The organism is Bacillus sp. JJ1127 (genome assembly GCF_036965845.1).
GTDB lineage: Bacteria > Bacillota > Bacilli > Bacillales > Bacillaceae_G > Bacillus_A.
Genome location: NZ_JBALQK010000145.1, coordinates 1 through 20037, shown reverse-complemented (window position 1 = coordinate 20037; position 20037 = coordinate 1). Strand labels below are relative to the sequence as shown.

Genomic DNA, 20037 nt, shown 5'->3' with positions numbered 1-20037 from the left:
AAAGTGCGTACCATCAGAAGAGATGGTACTGTCACTTATTGTTGAGAGTATTGAGGCTCTTCCTGCTGAACTTCGTCTAAACGTGGGTTTAAAGATTCAATAATAGATTGTGTTTGTTGTGCAGCTGTTTGGAAAAGTTGTTTTGCTTGTTGATTATCTGTATCAAGAGCAAACCCCTCTAAGCTTGCTTGTGCACTTTTTAATCCAGAAACAGTTTGTTTTAATTTTGTAATTACAGTCATTGAATGAAGCCTCCTTTGGAATATCAATTCAAAGATTATGATTTGTGAGTAAGCATGAAAATATAATTACCAAATTTAGGTTTCATTCGAAGTGTAAATTTTCATCCATATGTAATTTGAAAATGTAAGGGATTAGCAGGTTTTCCGTATACAGGTTAAAAGCGACATCAACTCCCTTTTTTTGAGGTGGACGAGGGCATCTGGCCGTGCATAGAAACGGTCAGGGCCTTTTTCTATCACATGCAATGTTTAAAACAAAAGGAGAAAGCAAGTAGCGAGCATGTTGTATTCTGCATAGCAGCGACTTATATGTCGGAAAATTAAAATGAATATATATTTATGATGACAAATTGTGATATCAGTAGTTATATTTATTTAAGAATTACGATTATGTATGAATTTGTAGGCTTTTGATTGAGGGTATTTTCAGAAGGTACATATTTTATATTTCGTTGTTCAAAATATCATGTATCAATTCAAATATGGAGAATAAACATTAGCAAATAGCGATTAAAAGGAGAAAGAGTTATGGATCATCATACTTTAGTTAGATGGTTGGAAGCAATGTTAGTTATATTTGCACTAATTGCAATTTGGTTTTCTGCAAGTAATTTCAGTAGTGTGAAGCGCTTTTTAATTGGTCGTCCGATGCGAACGTCAGAGCTTCATGCACAACATAACAAACTATTTTGGTTAATTGCGTTGCCAATCCTTTCAGCGGATTTGTATTCATCTGTTGCATATGGACCGGAATCAGGAATGACAGAGCTTGCTGGGCTTGGTCCTGATGCGAAATGGTTAATCTTGCCGATTACCATTTCTACTATCGTTCTTTTGGCAATTTTGATTGTATCGTATATTATGGGGATTTTGGCATATCCAAACGGCGGGGGAGCGTATGCTATCGCGAAAGATAATTTCAAGCCGCGCTGGGTTTCTCTTGTTGCCTCTAGTTCGCTGCTCGTTGATTATGTGTTGACCGTAGCTGTATCTGTATCTGCAGCTATAGAAGCGGTTTCTTCTGCGTATCCTGTAGTCGCTCCATATGAAACGATTTTAGCAATCTTATGCGTCATTATCTTAGTGCTTGTGAACTTACGCGGATTAGCAGAATCAGCTCGCGTTTTTGCTTGGCCGACATTCGGTTTTATGATTTGTATGTTAATTTTAATTTTTACGGGATTTTTTGATGAACTGCGTCACGGGTTTATTCAACCAAGTACACCGAGCTTTGGAACAGTTCCAGAGGGCTTAACAACTTTACTAATTTTGAAAGCGTTCAGTTCAGCTTGTTCAGCACTTACAGGAATTGAGACGATTTCAAATGCAGTTCCTATTTTTAGAGAACCACAGCAAAAAAACGCAATTAGAACGTATATCGCTCTAGGTTCGATCACAGCTGTGACACTTTTAGGCTTTTCGTATCATCTGTATGCGAAAGGTATTACGCCAGACCCACACAACACGATGTTGTCGCAGTTAGCTGGCATGTATTTTGGACATGGAATTTTATATCAAGTAATTATATGGTTTACGTTTATAGTGTTAATTTTAGCGGCAAACTCTACATTTACAGGGTTTTCTCAGCTTGCTGCGATTGTAGCGGCAGACGGATTTTTGCCTCGAAGTTTAACAAATCGTGGAGACCGTTTAGGATATTCGAATGGAATTATTGTGCTAGCATCACTAGCATGTATTTTAATTATATCGTTCCATGCGCATACGAATGCGTTAATTCCACTATATGCGATCGGTGTTTTCCTTTCGTTTACAGTAGCGCAAATTGGTTTGATGCGCCGCTGGAAACGAGTAAAAGGATCGCATTGGAAAATCAAGTTTACGATTAATACAGTTGGTGCCGTGATTACATCAATTGTTGCTGTTATTTTTGCCGTTACAAAGTTTACGGGCGGCGCTTGGGTTGTATTAGTTGTCTTGCCTATTATTATTTTCATCTCAATGTCCATTCACAGGCATTATGAAGATGTTGCAGAAGAATTGCGCATCGATATGAAAACGATACGTCCAGAAGCAAGCGGTGTAGTCACGCTCGTTTTAGTGTCAGGTGTTCATCGTGTTGTGAACAACACGATATCCTTTGCGAAAAGTCTAAATGTTGATCCGATTGCTGTATATGTTGGTTTCGATGAGGCGTCTATAAATAAAATGGAGAAAGAGTGGAAAGAATGGGGGACTCCTTGTAGACTGGTAGTTCTTCGCAGTAAATATCGTTCTCTACTTGAACCGTTGAATCGCCTTATTAAAACAATAGAGGCGAAACAAGAAGCTGAGGGAGGACACATCCATATTATTATTCCGCAATTCATTTCGCACAAATGGTGGCATCATGTATTACATAACCAGAGTGCACTTCTTTTACGAATGTGGTTTATTCGTCATAAAGATATAGTCATTACAACAGTTCCATATCATTTGCATAAATAATATCGTTCAATTATTGGCGGCCTACATCATTACGCGATGTAGGCCGCATATTGTATTGGGAGTTATTCAGGAATTGCGAAATAAGAAGTAATTGCTTCCAAAACGAAGATATCGTATAATAAACAGTGCGCGATAGGATAAAAGGTATCCTTTTGCTGTAGAATTTATGATAATGCGCCCATAGCTCAGTCGGATAGAGCGGTGGTTTCCGGTACCACGTCTGCCGGGGGTTCGAATCCCTCTGGGCGCGTCAAAAAGTCCTAACTTACATTTGTAGGTTAGGACTTTTTTTATTTCTCTCTTGTTATATCTAGTAATAACATTTACTATTAGTATGTGGTAATAAAAATGTTCTATATGTCCACTTTGATTTTCAAACGTATAAGTCGCTGCTCTGAAGAACAAAAGGTGAACTGCATTCGTTCTCTTTTTTGTTTTAACATGGCATGACCGTTTCTATGCATGGTCGGATGCTCTCTCCCACCTAAAAAGAAAGGTTTTATGCCGTTTTTTTCAATTTGCATTTATATGTTTTTTTTTATTGTTTTCTTTCAATATTATTCATTTTTCGGTTGTAAGATGGATATTTCATTAATACATATAAATTAATAATATTTTGGAATGGGTATCTGCACAGGATTCTCCTTTTAACAAACTTATTGTACAATAGAAACAAGGGGGAGATTAGTTTGAAGGCAAGTCTTTTACAAGAACAAAGCTTACGTTTGGCCATGACACAAGAGTTAAGACAAGCGATTACAATGCTCCAATATAATGTACAGGAGTTAACGGAGTTTTTGTATGAGCAATCGTTAGAGAATCCCCTTATTGAGTTAGGTGGCTTTGAGAGGGAGAAGAAAAAGAGCTCAAGCAAAAGTAAAAGTACAAGCAAACAAATCGACAATCAAATGGAAATTTATAGTGTGGATTCGACAACGATTCAGCAACATTTATTAGATCAAATACAGTATTATAAAATAGATGAAGAACAGCGAAAAGCAGCTTCTTTCATCATTATGAACATGGATGAGAATGGTTATTTACAAGAAACAAATGAAGAATTAGCAGAACTACTTGCTGCGCCGATTGATGTAGTGGACTGTGCTATGAAGCTTGTCCAGTCGCTAGAGCCAGCAGGGGTAGGAGCGCGTAATATTCAGGAATGTCTATCCCTTCAATTGAAGCGCTTACAAACGAAAGATACACTCTCAGAAATGATTGTGGATGAATATTTCTCATATTTTGTTAAGAAAGATTGGCGAAAATTGATCCAGGTTATGAAATGTAGTAACGAGGAATTACAATCAGCTGTTGATTGTATTACATCATTGCAGCCGAAACCAGGACTTGCGTTTTCTTCTGAGAAGCCGCTTTATATTGTTCCTGATATGGCCGTGAAAAAAGATGGTGATCGCCTCGTTTTACAAATGAATGAACGCAACATGCCGAAGATTGAAATTCATTCAGAGTATAGTGCACTTCTTCATAATAGTGAAAGTGAGGTTGCTTCTTATGTCTCTGAGAAGTATCAGCATGTTCAGTGGATTATGCGCAGTTTGAAGCAACGAAAACAAACGCTTTTGCAAGTAATGGAAATTATTATGAAGAAACAACGTGATTTCTTTTTAAAAGGTTCGGAATATTTAAAACCACTTTCTTTAAAAGAAGTGGCAGAAGAATTAAGTGTACATGAGTCTACCATCAGTCGTGCTACGCGTAATAAATATGTACAAACGCCGCATGGATTGTTTGAAATGAAGTCATTCTTTAGTAACGCGGTAGTTACAACAGAAGATGAAGCTATTTCTACTAAGCGCGTAAAACAATTCATTCAAACGCTTGTAGAACAAGAAAATAAGAAAAAACCACTTTCAGATCAAAAAATTTCAAAATTGTTAGAAGACGAGCATGAAATTGTTATTTCTCGTAGAACAGTTGCAAAATATCGAGAACAAATGAACATTCCGGCCTCTTCTTTAAGAAAAACAATTGGATAGGTGAAGAAGATGAAAGTTGTTTTGTATACGAAAACGGACTGTGGTCTTTGTGTGAAAGCAAAACAGATTTTGAAAGAAGTACAAAAGGTATATTCTTTTGAAATTGAGGAAATAGATATATATGAAGATGATGAGCTTTTAGAAAAGTATCAAATTATGATCCCGGTCGTGGAAATTGACGGAAAACAGGCGTTTTACGGTGTCATTCACAAAGATGTCATAATAAACTATATAAACAATTCAGTTAAGAGTTGAATAAGTTTCTATCTCCTGTTACAATAATACACGTAGCAGGGATTATTTTTTTAAACCATGTGGGACATAAAATGTCACTACGGGACATAAAGTGACCATGAGGTGAAAATGAACCAATGTAGTGAGGAGAAATGATATGCGCTCATGGATTCAGAACATGAAAAAATTATTACCCGATCTGCTACCTGTTATGCAAACAAGAATGCAAATTCTTCAGCACATTCGTCTTATGCAGCCGATTGGAAGAAGAAACTTATCTGCAAGTCTTGGTATGACAGAACGAGTATTGCGAAGTGAAGTGCAAGTTTTGAAAGAACAAAACTTAGTTCACGTCGCTTCTTCTGGAATGACTTTAACAGAAGAGGGAACAGCTTTAGTTCTTGCTTTGGAAGACTTTATGAAAGAAATTTCCGGGTTAAAGGTTTTAGAAAAACAACTCAAGGAAACATTAGACTTGGATGAAGTTTTCGTTGTCCCTGGTGATAGTGATGAATCACCTTGGGTCAAACTGGAGATGGGCCGTGCTTGTGTGAGTTGTATAAAAGACCGTTTGACAGCGAATAATATCGTTGCTGTGGCTGGAGGAACAACGCTAGCTGCTGTTGCGGACATGATGCAACTTGATTGTAAAGATTTACATATGCTGTTTGTCCCAGCACGTGGTGGAATTGGAGAAGGTGTCGAATTAGAGGCCAATACCATTTGCGCCAAAATGGCACAAAATACGATGAGTAATTATCGCTTATTGTATGTTCCAGACCATGTAAGCAGCGAAGCATATGCGTCTATTGTGACAGAGCCTTCTGTGAAAGAAGTTCTTGAGTTGATTCGATCTTCCAATATCGTCATTCATGGAATAGGTGATGCGTTAACAATGGCACGTCGCAGAAATACTTCGGAAGCAGATTGGTTAAAGATTAAAGCAAGTGAAGCAGTTGGCGAGGCTTTCGGTTATTACTTTAATGAACAGGGTAATGTCGTTCATAAAGTACAAACAGTGGGCATGCAGCTAAAAGATTTACAACATGTATCTCACGTTGTTGCAGTCGCTGGAGGATCTTCAAAAGCAAAAGCTATACAGGCTGTAATTAAACAAGGGCACACTTCGATTCTTATTACAGATGAAGGTGCAGCAAAACAGTTAACAAAGGGTATTACCCTTTAATATAATCCCCCAAGGAGGAAATTCAAATGACTAAAATTGGTATTAATGGATTTGGACGTATCGGACGTGTGGTATTCCGCGCAGCTCTTAACAACCCTAACGTGGAAGTAGTAGCAATCAACGACTTAACAGACGCTAAAACTTTAGCTCACCTTTTAAAATATGACTCTGTTCACGGAACAGTAAATGCAGAAGTATCTGCTAACGGCGACAGCATCATCGTTAACGGTAAAGAAATCAAAGTTATCGCTGAGCGTGACCCAGCTCAATTACCATGGAGCGACTACGGCGTAGAAGTAGTAGTAGAGTCTACTGGACGCTTCACTAAAAAAGCAGACGCTGAGAAGCACCTAGGTGGATCAGTTAAAAAAGTTATCATCTCTGCACCAGCTTCTGACGAAGATATCACAATCGTTATGGGTGTTAACCACGAACAATATGATGCAGCTAACCATAATGTAATCTCTAACGCTTCTTGTACTACAAACTGCTTAGCTCCATTTGCTAAAGTATTAAACGAAAAATTCGGTATCAAACGCGGAATGATGACAACAATTCACTCTTACACTAATGACCAACAAATCTTAGACTTACCACATAAAGATTTACGTCGTGCACGTGCAGCAGCAATGAGCATGATCCCAACTACAACTGGTGCAGCGAAAGCAGTAGCATTAGTATTACCAGAACTTAAAGGTAAATTAAACGGTGGCGCAGTACGTGTTCCAACTGCTAACGTTTCTCTTGTTGACTTAGTTGTTGAACTTGATAAAGAAGTAACAGTTGAAGAAGTAAATGCAGCATTCAAAGCAGCAGCTGAAGGCGAATTAAAAGGTATTCTTGGATACAGCGAAGAGCCATTAGTATCTATCGACTATAACGGATGCACAAGTTCTTCTACAATCGATGCATTATCTACAATGGCTATGGAAGGCAATATGCTTAAAGTTCTTTCTTGGTACGACAACGAAACTGGTTACTCTAACCGCGTAGTTGACTTAGTAGACTACATCGCTTCTAAAGGTCTTTAATTCTTAAGTTTATCAGTTATCAATGACAAAACGAGGGAGAGGGTTTGTTCCCTCTCTCTTCTTTCGTTTTAGAAGCAAATGTGATAAGCTTTTGAATGGGTTTTGTCAATCCTAACTAGTCGGAGGGAAATCCAATGAACAAAAAATCAATTCGTGACGTAGATTTAAAGGGTAAACGAGTGTTTTGCCGCGTTGACTTCAACGTACCTATGAAAGATGGAAAAGTTACAGACGAGACTCGTATTCGTGCAGCTCTTCCTACAATTCAATATTTAGTAGAGCAAGGTGCGAAAGTTATTTTAGCAAGTCACTTAGGGCGTCCAAAAGGCCAAGTAGTAGAAGAAATGCGTCTTACTCCAGTAGCTGCACGTTTAGGTGAGCTTCTTGGTAAAGACGTGAAAAAAGCAGACGAAGCATTCGGACCAGCTGTACAAGAAATGATTGCAGCAATGAACGAAGGCGACGTATTAGTTCTTGAAAACGTACGCTTCTATGCGGGCGAAGAAAAGAACGATGCAGAATTAGCAAAAGAATTTGCAGCTCTTGCTGATCTTTTCGTTAATGATGCATTCGGTGCAGCTCACCGTGCTCATGCTTCTACAGCAGGTATTGCAGACTACCTACCAGCAGTATCAGGCTTCTTAATGGAAAAAGAGTTAGAAGTATTAGGTAAAGCACTTTCTAACCCAGAGCGCCCATTCACAGCAATCATCGGTGGTGCGAAAGTAAAAGATAAAATCGGTGTAATTCGTCATCTACTTGATAAAGTTGATAACTTAATCATTGGCGGCGGACTTGCTTATACATTTGTAAAAGCAATGGGTCATGAAATCGGACAGTCTCTATGTGAAGATGACAAAATTGAACTAGCAAAAGAATTTATGCAACTAGCAAAAGAAAAAGGCGTAAACTTCTATATGCCAGTTGATTGCGTCGTTGCAGATGACTTCTCTGAAACTGCAAACCGACAAGTTGTAGATATCGATTCTATTCCTGCTGATTGGGAAGGATTGGATATTGGACCAAAAACAAGTGCAATTTATGCAGATGTAATTAAAAACTCTAAGCTTGTTGTATGGAACGGACCAATGGGTGTATTCGAAATGGCTCCATTTGCAGAAGGTACAAAAGCAGTAGGACAAGCATTAGCAGATGCAGAAGATACATACTCTGTTATCGGCGGTGGTGACTCTGCAGCAGCTGTTGAAAAATTCGGTATGGCTGACAAAATGAGCCACATTTCTACTGGCGGCGGTGCGTCATTAGAATTTATGGAAGGTAAAGAGCTTCCAGGTGTAGTTTGTCTTAACGACAAATAAGTAGCAGCCAAAGAAAAAGGACGGTGCAAAGCATGCGTAAACCAATTATCGCAGGTAACTGGAAAATGAATAAAACTCTATCTGAAGCAGTTAGCTTCGTAGAGGAAGTAAAAGGTCAAATCCCAGCAGCTTCAGCTGTTGATGCAGTAGTTTGCTCTCCAGCTCTTTTCTTAGAGCGTCTTGTAGCGGCTACGGAAGGAACTGACTTAAAAGTAGGTGCACAAAACATGCACTTCGAAAAAAATGGTGCATTCACTGGCGAAATTAGCCCAGTAGCACTTAGCGACTTAAAAGTGAGCTATGTAGTACTTGGTCACTCTGAGCGTCGTGAAATGTTCGCTGAAACAGACGAAACGGTAAACAAAAAAACTCTTGCAGCATTTGAACATGGTTTAACACCAATCGTTTGCTGTGGTGAAACTTTAGAAGAGCGCGAAAGCGGAAAAACATTTGATCTAGTAGCAGATCAAGTGACAAAAGCACTTGCAGGTTTAACAGAAGAGCAAGTGAAAGTAACTGTTATCGCATATGAGCCAATCTGGGCTATCGGTACAGGTAAATCTTCTTCTGCTGCAGATGCAAATGAAGTATGTGCGCACATCCGTAAAGTTGTTGCAGAAGCTGTTTCTCCAGCAGCTGCAGAAGCTGTTCGTATTCAATACGGCGGCAGCGTAAAGCCAGAAAACATTAAAGAATACATGGCACAAACTGACATCGACGGCGCTTTAGTTGGCGGTGCAAGCTTAGAGCCTGCTTCCTTCTTAGGTCTTCTGGAGGCGGTAAAATGAGAAAGCCAACAGCTTTAATTATTCTTGACGGTTTCGGACTACGAGAAGAAACTTACGGGAATGCTGTAGCACAAGCTAAGAAACCTAATTTCGACGGTTACTGGAACAAATTCCCTCACACAACGCTAACAGCATGTGGTGAAGCGGTAGGTCTTCCAGAAGGTCAGATGGGTAACTCTGAGGTTGGTCACTTAAATATCGGTGCTGGCCGCGTAGTATATCAAAGCTTAACACGTGTGAACGTTGCAATTCGTGAAGGTGAGTTCGATAAGAACGAAACATTCCAAAGCGCAATTAAGCACGTAAAAGAGAAAGGTACAGCCCTTCACTTATTCGGCTTACTTTCTGATGGTGGTGTGCACAGTCACATTAACCATATGTTTGCACTACTTCGCTTAGCTGCAAAAGAAGGCGTGGAGAAAGTATACATCCACGGATTCTTAGATGGCCGCGATGTTGGACCGCAAACAGCAAAAGGTTATATCGATGCAACAAATGAAGTAATTAAAGAAATAGGAGTAGGACAATTCGCGACTATCTCCGGTCGTTATTACTCCATGGACCGTGACAAGCGTTGGGATCGCGTAGAAAAATGTTACCGTGCTATGGTGTATGGCGAAGGCCCTACTTATAAATCAGCACTTGAGTGTGTAGAAGACTCATATGCAAATGGTATTTATGATGAATTCGTATTGCCGTCTGTAATTGTTAATGAAGATGAAACGCCAGTTGCAACAATCAATGATGATGATGCAGTTATCTTCTATAATTTCCGTCCAGACCGCGCAATTCAAATTGCACGTGTATTTACAAACGAAGACTTCCGTGAGTTTGATCGTGGTGAAAAAGTACCTCACATTCCAGAATTCGTTTGTATGACACACTTTAGTGAAACAGTAGATGGTTACGTGGCATTCAAGCCAATGAACCTTGATAACACATTAGGTGAAGTTGTTGCGCAAGCGGGATTAAAGCAACTTCGCATCGCGGAAACTGAAAAGTATCCGCACGTTACATTCTTCTTTAGCGGTGGTCGTGAGGCTGAATTCCCAGGAGAAGAGCGTATCTTAATTAACTCACCGAAGGTTGCAACGTATGACTTGAAACCTGAAATGAGCATTTACGAAGTAACCGACGCTTTAGTAAATGAAATCGAAAATGATAAACATGATGTGATCATTCTTAACTTTGCAAACTGTGATATGGTTGGCCATTCTGGGATGATGGAACCAACAATTAAAGCAGTAGAAGCAACTGACGAATGTTTAGGAAAAGTTGTAGAAGCGATTCTTGCAAAAGATGGTGTAGCACTTATTACTGCTGACCATGGTAATGCTGATCAGGAATTAACTCCTGAGGGACAACCAATGACAGCTCATACAACGAACCCGGTTCCTTTCATCGTTACAAAAAATGATGTTGAATTACGTGAAGACGGCATCTTAGGAGATATCGCTCCAACAATGCTTACACTTCTTGGTGTTGAACAACCAAAAGAAATGACAGGTAAAACAATTATTAAATAATACGTATATAAAAGGAGAGAAAATACTATGTCAACAATTATTGATATTTATGCTCGCGAAGTCCTAGACTCTCGTGGTAACCCAACTGTAGAAGTAGAAGTTTATACAGAAAGCGGCGCATTCGGACGCGCATTAGTACCAAGTGGTGCATCTACTGGTGAATACGAAGCAGTAGAATTACGTGACGGTGACAAATCTCGTTACCTTGGTAAAGGTGTTCTGAAAGCAGTAGATAACGTAAACGAAATTATCGCTCCAGAAATCGTTGGTTTCGACGTAACTGACCAAGCTGGTATCGACCGTGCTATGATCGAATTAGATGGCACTCCAAACAAAGGTAAATTAGGCGCTAACGCTATCCTTGGTGTATCTATGGCAGTAGCTCACGCAGCAGCTGACTTCGTAGGTCTTCCATTATACCGTTACCTTGGTGGATTCAATGCGAAACAATTACCAACTCCAATGATGAACATCATCAACGGTGGTTCTCACGCTGATAACAACGTTGACTTCCAAGAGTTCATGATCTTACCAGTTGGTGCTCCAACATTCAAAGAAGCTATCCGTATGGGTGCGGAAGTATTCCATGCATTAAAAGCTGTATTACATGACAAAGGTCTTAACACTGCAGTAGGTGACGAAGGTGGATTCGCTCCAAACCTTGGTTCTAACCGTGAAGCATTAGAAGTAATTATCGAAGCTATCGAAAAAGCTGGTTATAAAGCTGGCGAGAACGTATTCTTAGGAATGGACGTTGCTTCTTCTGAGTTCTACAATAAAGAAACTGGTAAATATGACCTTGCAGGCGAAGGCCGTAGCTTAACTTCTGCAGAAATGGTTGATTTCTACGAAGGTCTTTGCAACGACTTCCCAATCATCTCTATCGAAGATGGTTTAGACGAAAACGACTGGGATGGCCACAAATTATTAACTGACCGTCTTGGCAAAAAAGTTCAATTAGTTGGTGACGACTTATTCGTAACGAACACGCAAAAACTTGCTGAAGGTATCGAAAAAGGTATCTCTAACTCAATCTTAATTAAAGTTAACCAAATCGGTACTTTAACTGAGACTTTCGAAGCAATCGAAATGGCTAAACGTGCTGGTTACACAGCAGTTGTATCTCACCGTTCTGGTGAAACTGAAGATGCTACAATCGCTGACATCGCAGTTGCAACTAACGCTGGCCAAATCAAAACTGGTTCTATGAGCCGTACTGACCGTATTGCGAAATACAACCAATTATTACGCATCGAAGACGAACTAGGCGAAATCGCTGTTTACGATGGTTTAAAATCTTTCTACAACCTTAAAAAATAATTGTAGAAAATAATGACAGACCGTGAGAAATCACGGTCTGTTTTTTGTGTTTCTTTTTTTAGAATAGTAAATACTAAAATTCAGAAAATAAAAACTTTATGTTTTAGGTCAATGTTTTTGACGTAAATTCCGCTCGAAAACGCAGTCATATCAAGGGTGTAAGCGTATAACACATGTGATTTTTTTTGTCAAGTCGATAAATTGCAGGTTTTTATAATTTATACTATGATAAGAATTGAAAACAGAAGATCGTATAAACATGAGGGATGATGAACATGAAGTTTACAAAGATTATTGTCCAAGTTGCAGCGCTTTATGTGTTTTACATGATTGGAACATGGGTAGAAGAGATGTTGAATCTTCCAATTCCGGGAAGTTTAATTGGAATGTTTTTACTACTTATTTTACTCAGCATGAAGGTTCTTCCTGTGAAATGGTTTGATTTAGGAGCAGAGACACTCGTTGCTATTATGCCGTTTTTATTGATTCCACCAACGATTGGTTTAATGAATTACGGTGCTTTTTTTATGAGTAAAGGAATTTCTCTATGCATTACCGTTATCGCGAGTACATTTTTAATTATTATTGTCGCAGGACATACAGGACAATATCTTGCGAATAGAAAGGAAAAAGAATCACGATGAGCAATATATTAACCGGCATCGGTTGGGTTATTCTTACAGTGCTATTATATCAATTATCTAAAAAGATCTATAAAGTATTGCCAACACCGTTTACGATTCCAATGATTGTCGCAACAGCATTAATGATTGTCTTATTATTGGTGCTTGATATACCATATCAACAATACATGCAAAGTGGTGGAGGCTGGATTTCCAAACTGCTTGGACCAGGTGTTGTAGCATTTGCAATTCCTCTTTATAAGCAGCGTCACGTGTTGCAAAAATATGTTGTACCGATTGCAGGTGGTGTAATCGTTGGAACAACAGTTGCAATTGGAAGTGACCTCATCATTGCTTCACTTATGGGGACAGATAAAAGTTTAATTTTATCTTCTTTACCAAAATCGGTAACAATGCCAGTTGCGATGAGTGTATCAGAGCAAGTTGGTGGTGTTCCATCATTAACAGCCGCATTCGTTGTTGTTGCAGGGATTACAGGAACAATTACAGGCCCAATTCTATTAAAGTGGAGCCGCGTTACAAACTCTGTTGGTAGAGGAATTGGATTTGGCTGTGCATCACATATTATGGGTGTTATGAGAGCAATGAAAAATAATGAGAACGAGGGTGTTATTGGATCGGTAACAATGACATTAACAGCGATTTTAACATGCTTACTTGGACCGTTATTTGCGAGTATGTTTATGTAATAAAGAAAAGCGGGAGCAATTGAACAGCTCTCGCTTTTCTATAGAATTTATGCTAACATTTAAACTAACTGAATCTTTGTAGGAGGTACACTGAGGTGCATACGTTATTATCAGTTTTACTTATTATTGTATCGATTTTAATAATTGTTATGGTACTTATGCAGTCTAGTAATAGTTCAGGCCTTTCAGGTGCAATTTCAGGCGGTGCAGAGCAATTATTTGGTAAGCAAAAAGCACGCGGAATTGAAGCAGTATTAAACCGTATTACAGTTGTTTTAGCTGTATTATTCTTCGTACTAACAATTAGTGTTACGTACTTGAACATATAAGCAAAGGCCTTGCTTTTAACAGATATGGAAAAAGAAGAAGCGTTAGCGGATTCGTGCTAATGGTTCTTCTTTTTTGTGCTCATTTATATTCCATTATTCGAAAAAAGTTTCTAATTAGATTATGGAAATGGAACTATGGTAAACTAAGGACAGAAACAATACGACTAGATTACAGAAGAGAAAGAGGAGAAGAAGATGATGAAATTAGCATCTCCGAAACCATTTACATTTGAAGGTGGAGACCGTGCTGTTTTATTACTACATGGATTCACGGGGAATTCAGCTGATGTACGTATGCTCGGGCGTTTCTTAGAGAAAAAAGGTTACACTTGTCACGCCCCAATTTATAAAGGACATGGTGTGCCTCCAGAGCAACTTGTTCATACAGGTCCTGAAGACTGGTGGAAAGACGTAATGAATGCTTATCAGCATTTAAAAGATCAAGGATATGAGAAAATTGCTGCTGTTGGATTATCACTTGGTGGTGTATTCTCATTAAAACTTGCTTATACATTGCCGATTTTAGGTGCTGTGCCAATGTGTGCCCCAATGTATATTAAGAGCGAAGAAATTATGTACCAAGGTATATTGGCGTATGCACGTGAGTATAAAAAACGTGAACAAAAATCACCAGAGAAAATTGCTGAAGAAATGATGGAATTTAAGAAGACACCAATGAATACATTGAAAGCACTGCAAGACTTAATTCGTGACGTACGCAACAATGTCGACATGATTTATGCACCAACATTTGTTGTACAAGCACGTCATGATGAAATGATTAATACAGATAGTGCTAACATTATCTATAACGGTGTAGAGTCCACGTTAAAAGAAATTAAGTGGTATGAAGACTCTACGCATGTCATTACGCTTGATAAACAACGTGATGAGCTACACGAAGATGTATATAACTTCTTGGAGCAACTAGATTGGTAAGATCTAGTTGCCTCTTTTTTTCATGGGGGATTAAAACCACTTTTTTAGGTGGGAGAGAGGATCCGCCTGTGGCTAGAAGCGGTCAGAGCCTGTTTTGTCCCCATGCCGCGTGAGAGCAAAAAGAGAAAACGAGAGAAGGCTTTCTTTTGTTTTCAAAGCTTCGACTTAGAGGAAAGTAAATCATACATAGGAATAAACATCTAAGACGAGAATCTTATTGTACACAAGTAGCGGAATAAATGGTAAAAAACGAGTGTTTGTAGAAGTTTCACTTTATATAGAGTCAATGTTTCGGATACACTAAATAATATGAGGGTTTAAAGGAGGTATTTTTGCTTGGAAGAAATCATTCAAGAACATATTGATAAGTTGTTATTATTTATGAAAGAAGAAGCGTATAAACCGTTAACGATACAAGAATTAGAAGCTGCGTTTGGGATTGAAGATTCCGCTGGCTTTAAAGATTTTGTAAAGGCACTTGTTATGATGGAAGAAAAGGGACTTGTTGTTCGTACACGCAGCAATCGTTATGGTCTTCCAGAAAAGATGAATTTAGTGCGAGGTAAATTAATCGGGCATGCGCGTGGTTTTGCTTTTGTTGTCCCAGAGGAGAAGAAAACGGGAGACGATGATCTTTTCATCCCGCCTACAGAATTAAATGGTGCACTTCATGGTGATACAGTATTAGCGCGTGTTAGCTCGCAATCAAGTGGTTCACGTCAAGAAGGTACAATTGTTCGTATTTTAGAGCGTGGAACGAAAGAACTAGTTGGTACATATACAGAATCGAAGAACTTTGGTTTCGTTATACCTGATAATAAGCGCTGGACAAGTGATATTTTCATCTTGAAAAGCGCATCAATGGGTGCTGTAGAAGGCCATAAAGTAGTTGTGAAAATTACGAGCTATCCAGAGAACCGTTTAAGTGCGGAAGGTGAAGTTATTCAAATTCTAGGTCATAAAAATGATCCAGGGGTAGATATTTTATCTGTCATTCATAAACATCATTTACCTTTAGCGTTCCCTGAAGAAGTTATGGAACATGCAAACAGTGTACCAGAAACGATTTCAGAAGAAGATTTAAAAGATCGTCGTGATTTGCGTGATCAAATGATTGTTACAATTGATGGCGCAGATGCGAAAGATTTAGATGATGCGGTAACAGTAACAAAGCTTGAGAACGGTAATTATAAACTTGGTGTTCATATCGCGGATGTGAGTCATTACGTTCAAGAAGGTTCTCCAATTGATGTTGAAGCAGCTGAAAGAGCGACGAGTGTATATCTTGTTGACCGTGTAATCCCAATGATTCCACATCGTTTATCTAACGGTATTTGTTCATTAAATCCGAAAGTAGATCGCCTTACATTATCTTGTGAAATGGAAATCAATAATCTAGGTGATGTTGTACAGCATGAGATTTTCCAAAGTGTAATTAAAACGACAGAGCGTATGACGTATGCTGATGTTAGAAGCATTTTGGAAGATGAAGACGAAGCGCTAATTGAACGTTATGAGCCGCTAGTGCCAATGTTTAAAGAGATGGGGCAGTTAGCACAAATTTTACGCGAAAAACGTATGCGCCGCGGTGCGATTGACTTCGACTTCAAAGAAGCAAAAGTGCTAGTAGATGAAGAAGGAAAACCGACTGATGTTGTGATGCGTGATCGTTCTGTATCAGAAAAGCTAATTGAGGAGTTCATGCTTGTTGCCAATGAAACGGTAGCAGAGCATTTCCACTGGATGAACGTACCGTTTATGTACCGCGTTCATGAAGATCCGAAAGAAGATAAATTAGAGCGTTTCTTCGAGTTTGTCACAAACTTCGGCTATGCGGTAAAAGGACGTGCGAATGACATACATCCTCGTGCACTGCAACAAATTCTTGAAATGGTTCAAGGGCAGCCAGAAGAAGTCGTGATTTCGACAGTTATGCTTCGTTCGATGAAACAAGCTCGTTACGATGCGGATAGTTTAGGTCACTTCGGTTTATCAACAGAGTTCTATACACACTTCACATCACCAATTCGTCGTTACCCAGATACAATTGTTCATAGATTAATTCGTGAATATATCATTAACGGTAAAATCGATAATGAAACACAGGCGAAATGGCGTGAAAAGTTACCAGATATCGCAGAGCATTCTTCTAACATGGAACGCCGTGCTGTTGAGGCAGAGCGTGAAACAGACGAACTGAAAAAAGCAGAATATATGCTTGATAAGATCGGTGAAGAGTATGACGGTATGATTAGCTCTGTAACAAACTTTGGTTTATTCGTAGAGCTTCCAAATACAATTGAAGGTCTTGTTCATGTTAGCTATTTAACAGATGATTACTATCGTTATGACGAACAGCACTTTGCGATGATTGGGGAACGTACAGGTAACGTCTTCCGCATCGGTGATGAAATTACAATTCGCGTTATTAATGTAAACAAAGAGGAACGTGCGATTGATTTTGAAATCGTCGGTATGAAAGGCACGCCAAGACGTAAATTCAAAGATCGTCCAGTTGTTATTGAGCAGCCGAAAGACGGTAGAAAGAGACGTAGTGGTCGCGGCGGACGTAATAACGAGCGTGGCGGTGCACGTGACAATGAACGTGGTAGTGGAAGAAAATACGAACGTGGTGGTCAAGGGAAAGGGTCATCTGGTCGTCCAGAGAAAAAAGATGGTAACGGTAAAAAGAAAAAGCCATTCTTTGAAAATGTCCCAGGATTTAAGAAGAAAAAGAAAAAGCGTAAGTAAGAATAAAGTGGCTTCGCTTATATACTGAGCGAAGCCACTTTCGCTTTTTATTTGATCTAGCTCCAGTGGCTAGAATCTACGGTCGCTTCGCCCCCTCGGACGAAGCAAAAAGCGCTTCTTTGTCGGGAGCTCCACCGCCCTAAGATTCTAAACGAGCCACTTCCGCTTTTCTTTAACATTTGTTACAATAGTAAAAATAGAGGAGGGACAGATAATGCCAAAAGGTAGCGGTAAGGTTATTGCACAAAATAAAAAAGCATTTCATGATTATTTCATCGAAGAAACATACGAAGCAGGGCTTGTCCTTCAAGGAACGGAAATTAAATCGATTCGCGCTGGGCGCGTGAACTTGAAAGATGCGTTTGCACGTATACATAACGGTGAAGTATGGGTTCATAATATGCATATTAGTACGTACGAACAAGGGAATCGTTTCAACCATGATCCACTTCGTACGAGAAAATTACTTCTTCATAAAAAAGAAATTGAGAAGTTAGCGGGCTCTGCAAAAGAAACTGGTTACGCATTGATTCCACTTAGAATTTATTTGAAAAATGGATTTGCAAAAATGGCACTTGGTTTAGCAAAAGGTAAGAAGCAATATGATAAGCGTCACGATTTAAAAGAGAAAGAAGCTAAACGTGAAATTGCACGCGCGTTTCGTGATCGTCAAAAGATGTAATACAGATATTTACATTTGTAAAACGGCGTGCGTATGATATAATAACTTATGTAAGGTTGTTGCACATTGAAAAACAGCTCTTAGTAGCTATCACGATATTTCTTCGTATGCTCCATTTCTATCATGGGGACGTTACGGATTCGACAGGGATAGTTCGAGCTTAGGTTGCGAGTCGAGGGGATCGGCCTCGTTAAAACGTCAAAGCCTATAATTGGCAAACAACAAAACAACTTCGCTTTAGCTGCTTAATACAGCTTAGCGGTTCCTCCCTCCATCGTCCATGTGGTAGGGTAAGGGACTCAAACTAAGTGGACTACGCCGGAGTTCGCCGTCTGAGGGCGAAGGAAGAGAACAATCAGACTAGCAACTTGGAAGCCTGTCGATAGGCCGAAGAGTTCGCGAAATGCTAATATATCGACTACACTCGTAGAAGCTTAAGTGCCGATATTTTTGGACGTGGGTTCGACTCCCACCGTCTCCACCAATACATATTTGGTGGTTTTTTTATTTTGTTGTGATTTAAAGCATAAAAATGTTACAATTACATTCTTATGCTTTAAAATTGACGTGACAATATTATGCTTTAATGTAGTTTTGAAATAAAGAAGGATAAAAAACTTTTCTTAAAAGTTCATACAGGGGTCACCATACATGCCCATCAAGCTAATAAAAGCAAATACCCCAAAACCCAAAACGAGAAAATGTACATCTCCAGGTGAAAATGTACATTTTTTGTTCAAGGGGTTCTGCAAAATTTTAATTTGATGGATGAATTTAAACTTCTAAAAAACCTGAAGATGTCCCCATAGCAATTACGATGTCTTCTTTTTTTAAGAGGTTTTGATTCTTTAATTGATTTATCGTATGGATTACTGTAGCCGAAGAATTTTCAAGAAAAAGACCCTTTGTTAATAGGAATTGTTGATCTTTTTTTGCCTGTTCTTCGGTAACTACTGCTGCTAATCCATTAGATTCTTGTAATGCACTCAAAGCTTGGAAAGTCACCGTTGTTCCGTCTAATGATTTCAACCCAGTTTCTCCAATAAATTCTTCTGTATAGTGAACTCCATTTAATACATTTGTTAAACGTGGAAAGGGCTCAACTGCTATCATTTTGGGAAGTTTTAGTGTATTTTTATTTAGGGTAATTTCTTTAAAACCTTGCCAAATTCCCCACAATAGGTCCCCTCTAGAAACTGGAACAATGATTTTAGTAGGTACTTTTCCTTGCAATTGTTGCAAAATTTCATAGGCAATAGTTTTATAACCTTGAATTCCAATAAAATTACTTCCAACGGGAGGTGTTAAATAGTTGCTGGCAGGGTAAAATCCCTTGTCGGAATATTCCTTTAATTTAATCCATCTTTCTTCAGGTGTATCAGTTAATATTAAGTTTGCTCCATAACCTTTAAGTAATGATTGAATACGATTATTTAAGTTTTTCGAAGCAATTACAACACATTTTATACCTCCGAAAGCCGCATAGGCTGCCAATGAAATTCCTGCGTTTCCACTAGATGCTACAACTACACCTTCGGATCCTGTTTCAATAGCTCTTGTTACAATTAAAGAACTCATTCTATCTTTATGTGAGCCTGTTGGGTTTTGACCTTCGTATTTTATGAAAATTTCCCCAAATTCTTCTTTATCAATTAATATAGGAATCAATGGGGTATTTCCTTCCCCCATAGAAAAGTAAGATTTATAAGGTAATGCACAAGTCGTATCATCCTGTTTATATATTATTTTTAAACTTGACGGCATATTTTCAGCCAAGCATCTTGGGCAGCCTTCAAAAAAATCAGCAAAATCATAGTTGTTATAACAACGTAGGCATTGCAAATAATTTATTTTAGGATTTTTTTTAATAGTTAATTTCAATGTAAACCATCTCCTAATTTCAAATAATATAATT

General features: G+C 38.8%; 17 protein-coding genes, 1 tRNA gene and 1 other RNA gene. 17 read left to right on the top strand and 2 right to left on the bottom strand.

The window, feature by feature from the left end; translation table 11 throughout:
* Positions 1-35 precede the first annotated feature (35 nt).
* Positions 36-242 (bottom strand): DUF1657 domain-containing protein, encoded by a 207-nt coding sequence (locus V7183_RS14790; RefSeq protein ID WP_097899263.1) that lies wholly within the window; start codon positions 240-242, stop codon positions 36-38.
* A 528-nt stretch (positions 243-770) separates the two neighbouring features.
* Here V7183_RS14790 and V7183_RS14785 point away from each other — a divergent pair.
* From V7183_RS14785 to ssrA, 17 genes are all read left to right on the top strand, one after another.
* On the top strand, positions 771-2687 hold the full coding sequence (locus tag V7183_RS14785) for an APC family permease (protein ID WP_335359997.1): 1917 nt from the start codon (positions 771-773) through the stop codon (positions 2685-2687).
* 174 nt (positions 2688-2861) lie between these two features.
* Positions 2862-2937 (top strand) — tRNA-Arg (locus V7183_RS14780).
* A gap of 439 nt (positions 2938-3376) precedes the next feature.
* Positions 3377-4684 (top strand): RNA polymerase factor sigma-54, encoded by a 1308-nt coding sequence (rpoN, locus tag V7183_RS14775; protein ID WP_335359996.1) that lies wholly within the window; start codon positions 3377-3379, stop codon positions 4682-4684.
* Between the two features lie 9 nt (positions 4685-4693).
* A complete protein-coding gene (locus V7183_RS14770) occupies positions 4694-4939 on the top strand; it encodes a glutaredoxin family protein (protein WP_097899260.1) in 246 nt (81 codons plus the stop codon).
* Between the two features lie 136 nt (positions 4940-5075).
* Complete coding sequence (cggR, locus tag V7183_RS14765; protein ID WP_097899259.1) at positions 5076-6104, top strand: gapA transcriptional regulator CggR; 1029 nt, start codon at positions 5076-5078, stop codon at positions 6102-6104.
* Positions 6105-6130: 26 nt separating this feature from the next.
* Positions 6131-7135 (top strand): type I glyceraldehyde-3-phosphate dehydrogenase, encoded by a 1005-nt coding sequence (gene gap / locus V7183_RS14760; protein WP_097899258.1) that lies wholly within the window; start codon positions 6131-6133, stop codon positions 7133-7135.
* Positions 7136-7269: 134 nt separating this feature from the next.
* Complete coding sequence (locus tag V7183_RS14755) at positions 7270-8454, top strand: phosphoglycerate kinase (RefSeq protein ID WP_097899257.1); 1185 nt, start codon at positions 7270-7272, stop codon at positions 8452-8454.
* Positions 8455-8486: 32 nt separating this feature from the next.
* Positions 8487-9242, top strand: coding sequence for a triose-phosphate isomerase (gene tpiA, locus V7183_RS14750; protein WP_097899256.1), 756 nt, complete (start codon positions 8487-8489; stop codon positions 9240-9242).
* Positions 9239-10768 carry a 2,3-bisphosphoglycerate-independent phosphoglycerate mutase gene (gene gpmI, locus V7183_RS14745; protein ID WP_097899255.1) on the top strand — a complete coding sequence of 510 codons (1530 nt, stop codon included), beginning with the start codon at positions 9239-9241 and terminating at the stop codon, positions 10766-10768. The genes tpiA and gpmI overlap by 4 nt, the downstream gene beginning before the upstream one ends.
* Positions 10769-10795: 27 nt before the next feature.
* Complete coding sequence (gene eno / locus V7183_RS14740; protein ID WP_097899254.1) at positions 10796-12088, top strand: phosphopyruvate hydratase; 1293 nt, start codon at positions 10796-10798, stop codon at positions 12086-12088.
* A 275-nt stretch (positions 12089-12363) separates the two neighbouring features.
* Complete coding sequence (locus V7183_RS14735; RefSeq protein ID WP_097899253.1) at positions 12364-12732, top strand: CidA/LrgA family holin-like protein; 369 nt, start codon at positions 12364-12366, stop codon at positions 12730-12732.
* Entirely contained in the window at positions 12729-13421 is a 693-nt protein-coding gene (locus tag V7183_RS14730; RefSeq protein ID WP_335359995.1) for an LrgB family protein, read from the top strand. Before V7183_RS14735 ends, V7183_RS14730 begins: the two co-directional genes overlap by 4 nt.
* A gap of 95 nt (positions 13422-13516) precedes the next feature.
* On the top strand, positions 13517-13750 hold the full coding sequence (gene secG / locus V7183_RS14725) for a preprotein translocase subunit SecG (RefSeq protein WP_097899251.1): 234 nt from the start codon (positions 13517-13519) through the stop codon (positions 13748-13750).
* Between the two features lie 198 nt (positions 13751-13948).
* Entirely contained in the window at positions 13949-14689 is a 741-nt protein-coding gene (locus V7183_RS14720; protein WP_170958163.1) for an alpha/beta hydrolase, read from the top strand.
* A gap of 336 nt (positions 14690-15025) precedes the next feature.
* Complete coding sequence (gene rnr / locus V7183_RS14715) at positions 15026-17440, top strand: ribonuclease R (protein ID WP_335359994.1); 2415 nt, start codon at positions 15026-15028, stop codon at positions 17438-17440.
* 214 nt (positions 17441-17654) lie between these two features.
* A complete protein-coding gene (gene smpB, locus V7183_RS14710; RefSeq protein ID WP_335359993.1) occupies positions 17655-18122 on the top strand; it encodes an SsrA-binding protein in 468 nt (155 codons plus the stop codon).
* A gap of 125 nt (positions 18123-18247) precedes the next feature.
* Positions 18248-18606, top strand: a transfer-messenger RNA (tmRNA) gene (gene ssrA / locus V7183_RS14705).
* Positions 18607-18896: 290 nt separating this feature from the next.
* Here ssrA and V7183_RS14700 read toward each other — a convergent pair.
* Positions 18897-20037, bottom strand: a 1141-nt coding sequence (locus tag V7183_RS14700) for a pyridoxal-phosphate dependent enzyme (protein ID WP_335359992.1), incomplete at its 5' end; no start/stop codon positions are given.

Bases quoted from the DNA above. Each gene is read 5' to 3' on its own strand.
- V7183_RS14790 (WP_097899263.1), bottom strand. From the start codon at position 242: ATGACTGTAATTACAAAATTAAAACAAACTGTTTCTGGATTAAAAAGT.
- V7183_RS14785 (WP_335359997.1), top strand. From the start codon at position 771: ATGGATCATCATACTTTAGTTAGATGGTTGGAAGCAATGTTAGTTATA.
- V7183_RS14770 (WP_097899260.1), top strand. From the start codon at position 4,694: ATGAAAGTTGTTTTGTATACGAAAACGGACTGTGGTCTTTGTGTGAAA.
- cggR (WP_097899259.1), top strand. From the start codon at position 5,076: ATGCGCTCATGGATTCAGAACATGAAAAAATTATTACCCGATCTGCTA.
- gap (WP_097899258.1), top strand. From the start codon at position 6,131: ATGACTAAAATTGGTATTAATGGATTTGGACGTATCGGACGTGTGGTA.
- V7183_RS14755 (WP_097899257.1), top strand. From the start codon at position 7,270: ATGAACAAAAAATCAATTCGTGACGTAGATTTAAAGGGTAAACGAGTG.
- tpiA (WP_097899256.1), top strand. From the start codon at position 8,487: ATGCGTAAACCAATTATCGCAGGTAACTGGAAAATGAATAAAACTCTA.
- gpmI (WP_097899255.1), top strand. From the start codon at position 9,239: ATGAGAAAGCCAACAGCTTTAATTATTCTTGACGGTTTCGGACTACGA.
- eno (WP_097899254.1), top strand. From the start codon at position 10,796: ATGTCAACAATTATTGATATTTATGCTCGCGAAGTCCTAGACTCTCGT.
- V7183_RS14735 (WP_097899253.1), top strand. From the start codon at position 12,364: ATGAAGTTTACAAAGATTATTGTCCAAGTTGCAGCGCTTTATGTGTTT.
- V7183_RS14730 (WP_335359995.1), top strand. From the start codon at position 12,729: ATGAGCAATATATTAACCGGCATCGGTTGGGTTATTCTTACAGTGCTA.
- V7183_RS14720 (WP_170958163.1), top strand. From the start codon at position 13,949: ATGAAATTAGCATCTCCGAAACCATTTACATTTGAAGGTGGAGACCGT.
- smpB (WP_335359993.1), top strand. From the start codon at position 17,655: ATGCCAAAAGGTAGCGGTAAGGTTATTGCACAAAATAAAAAAGCATTT.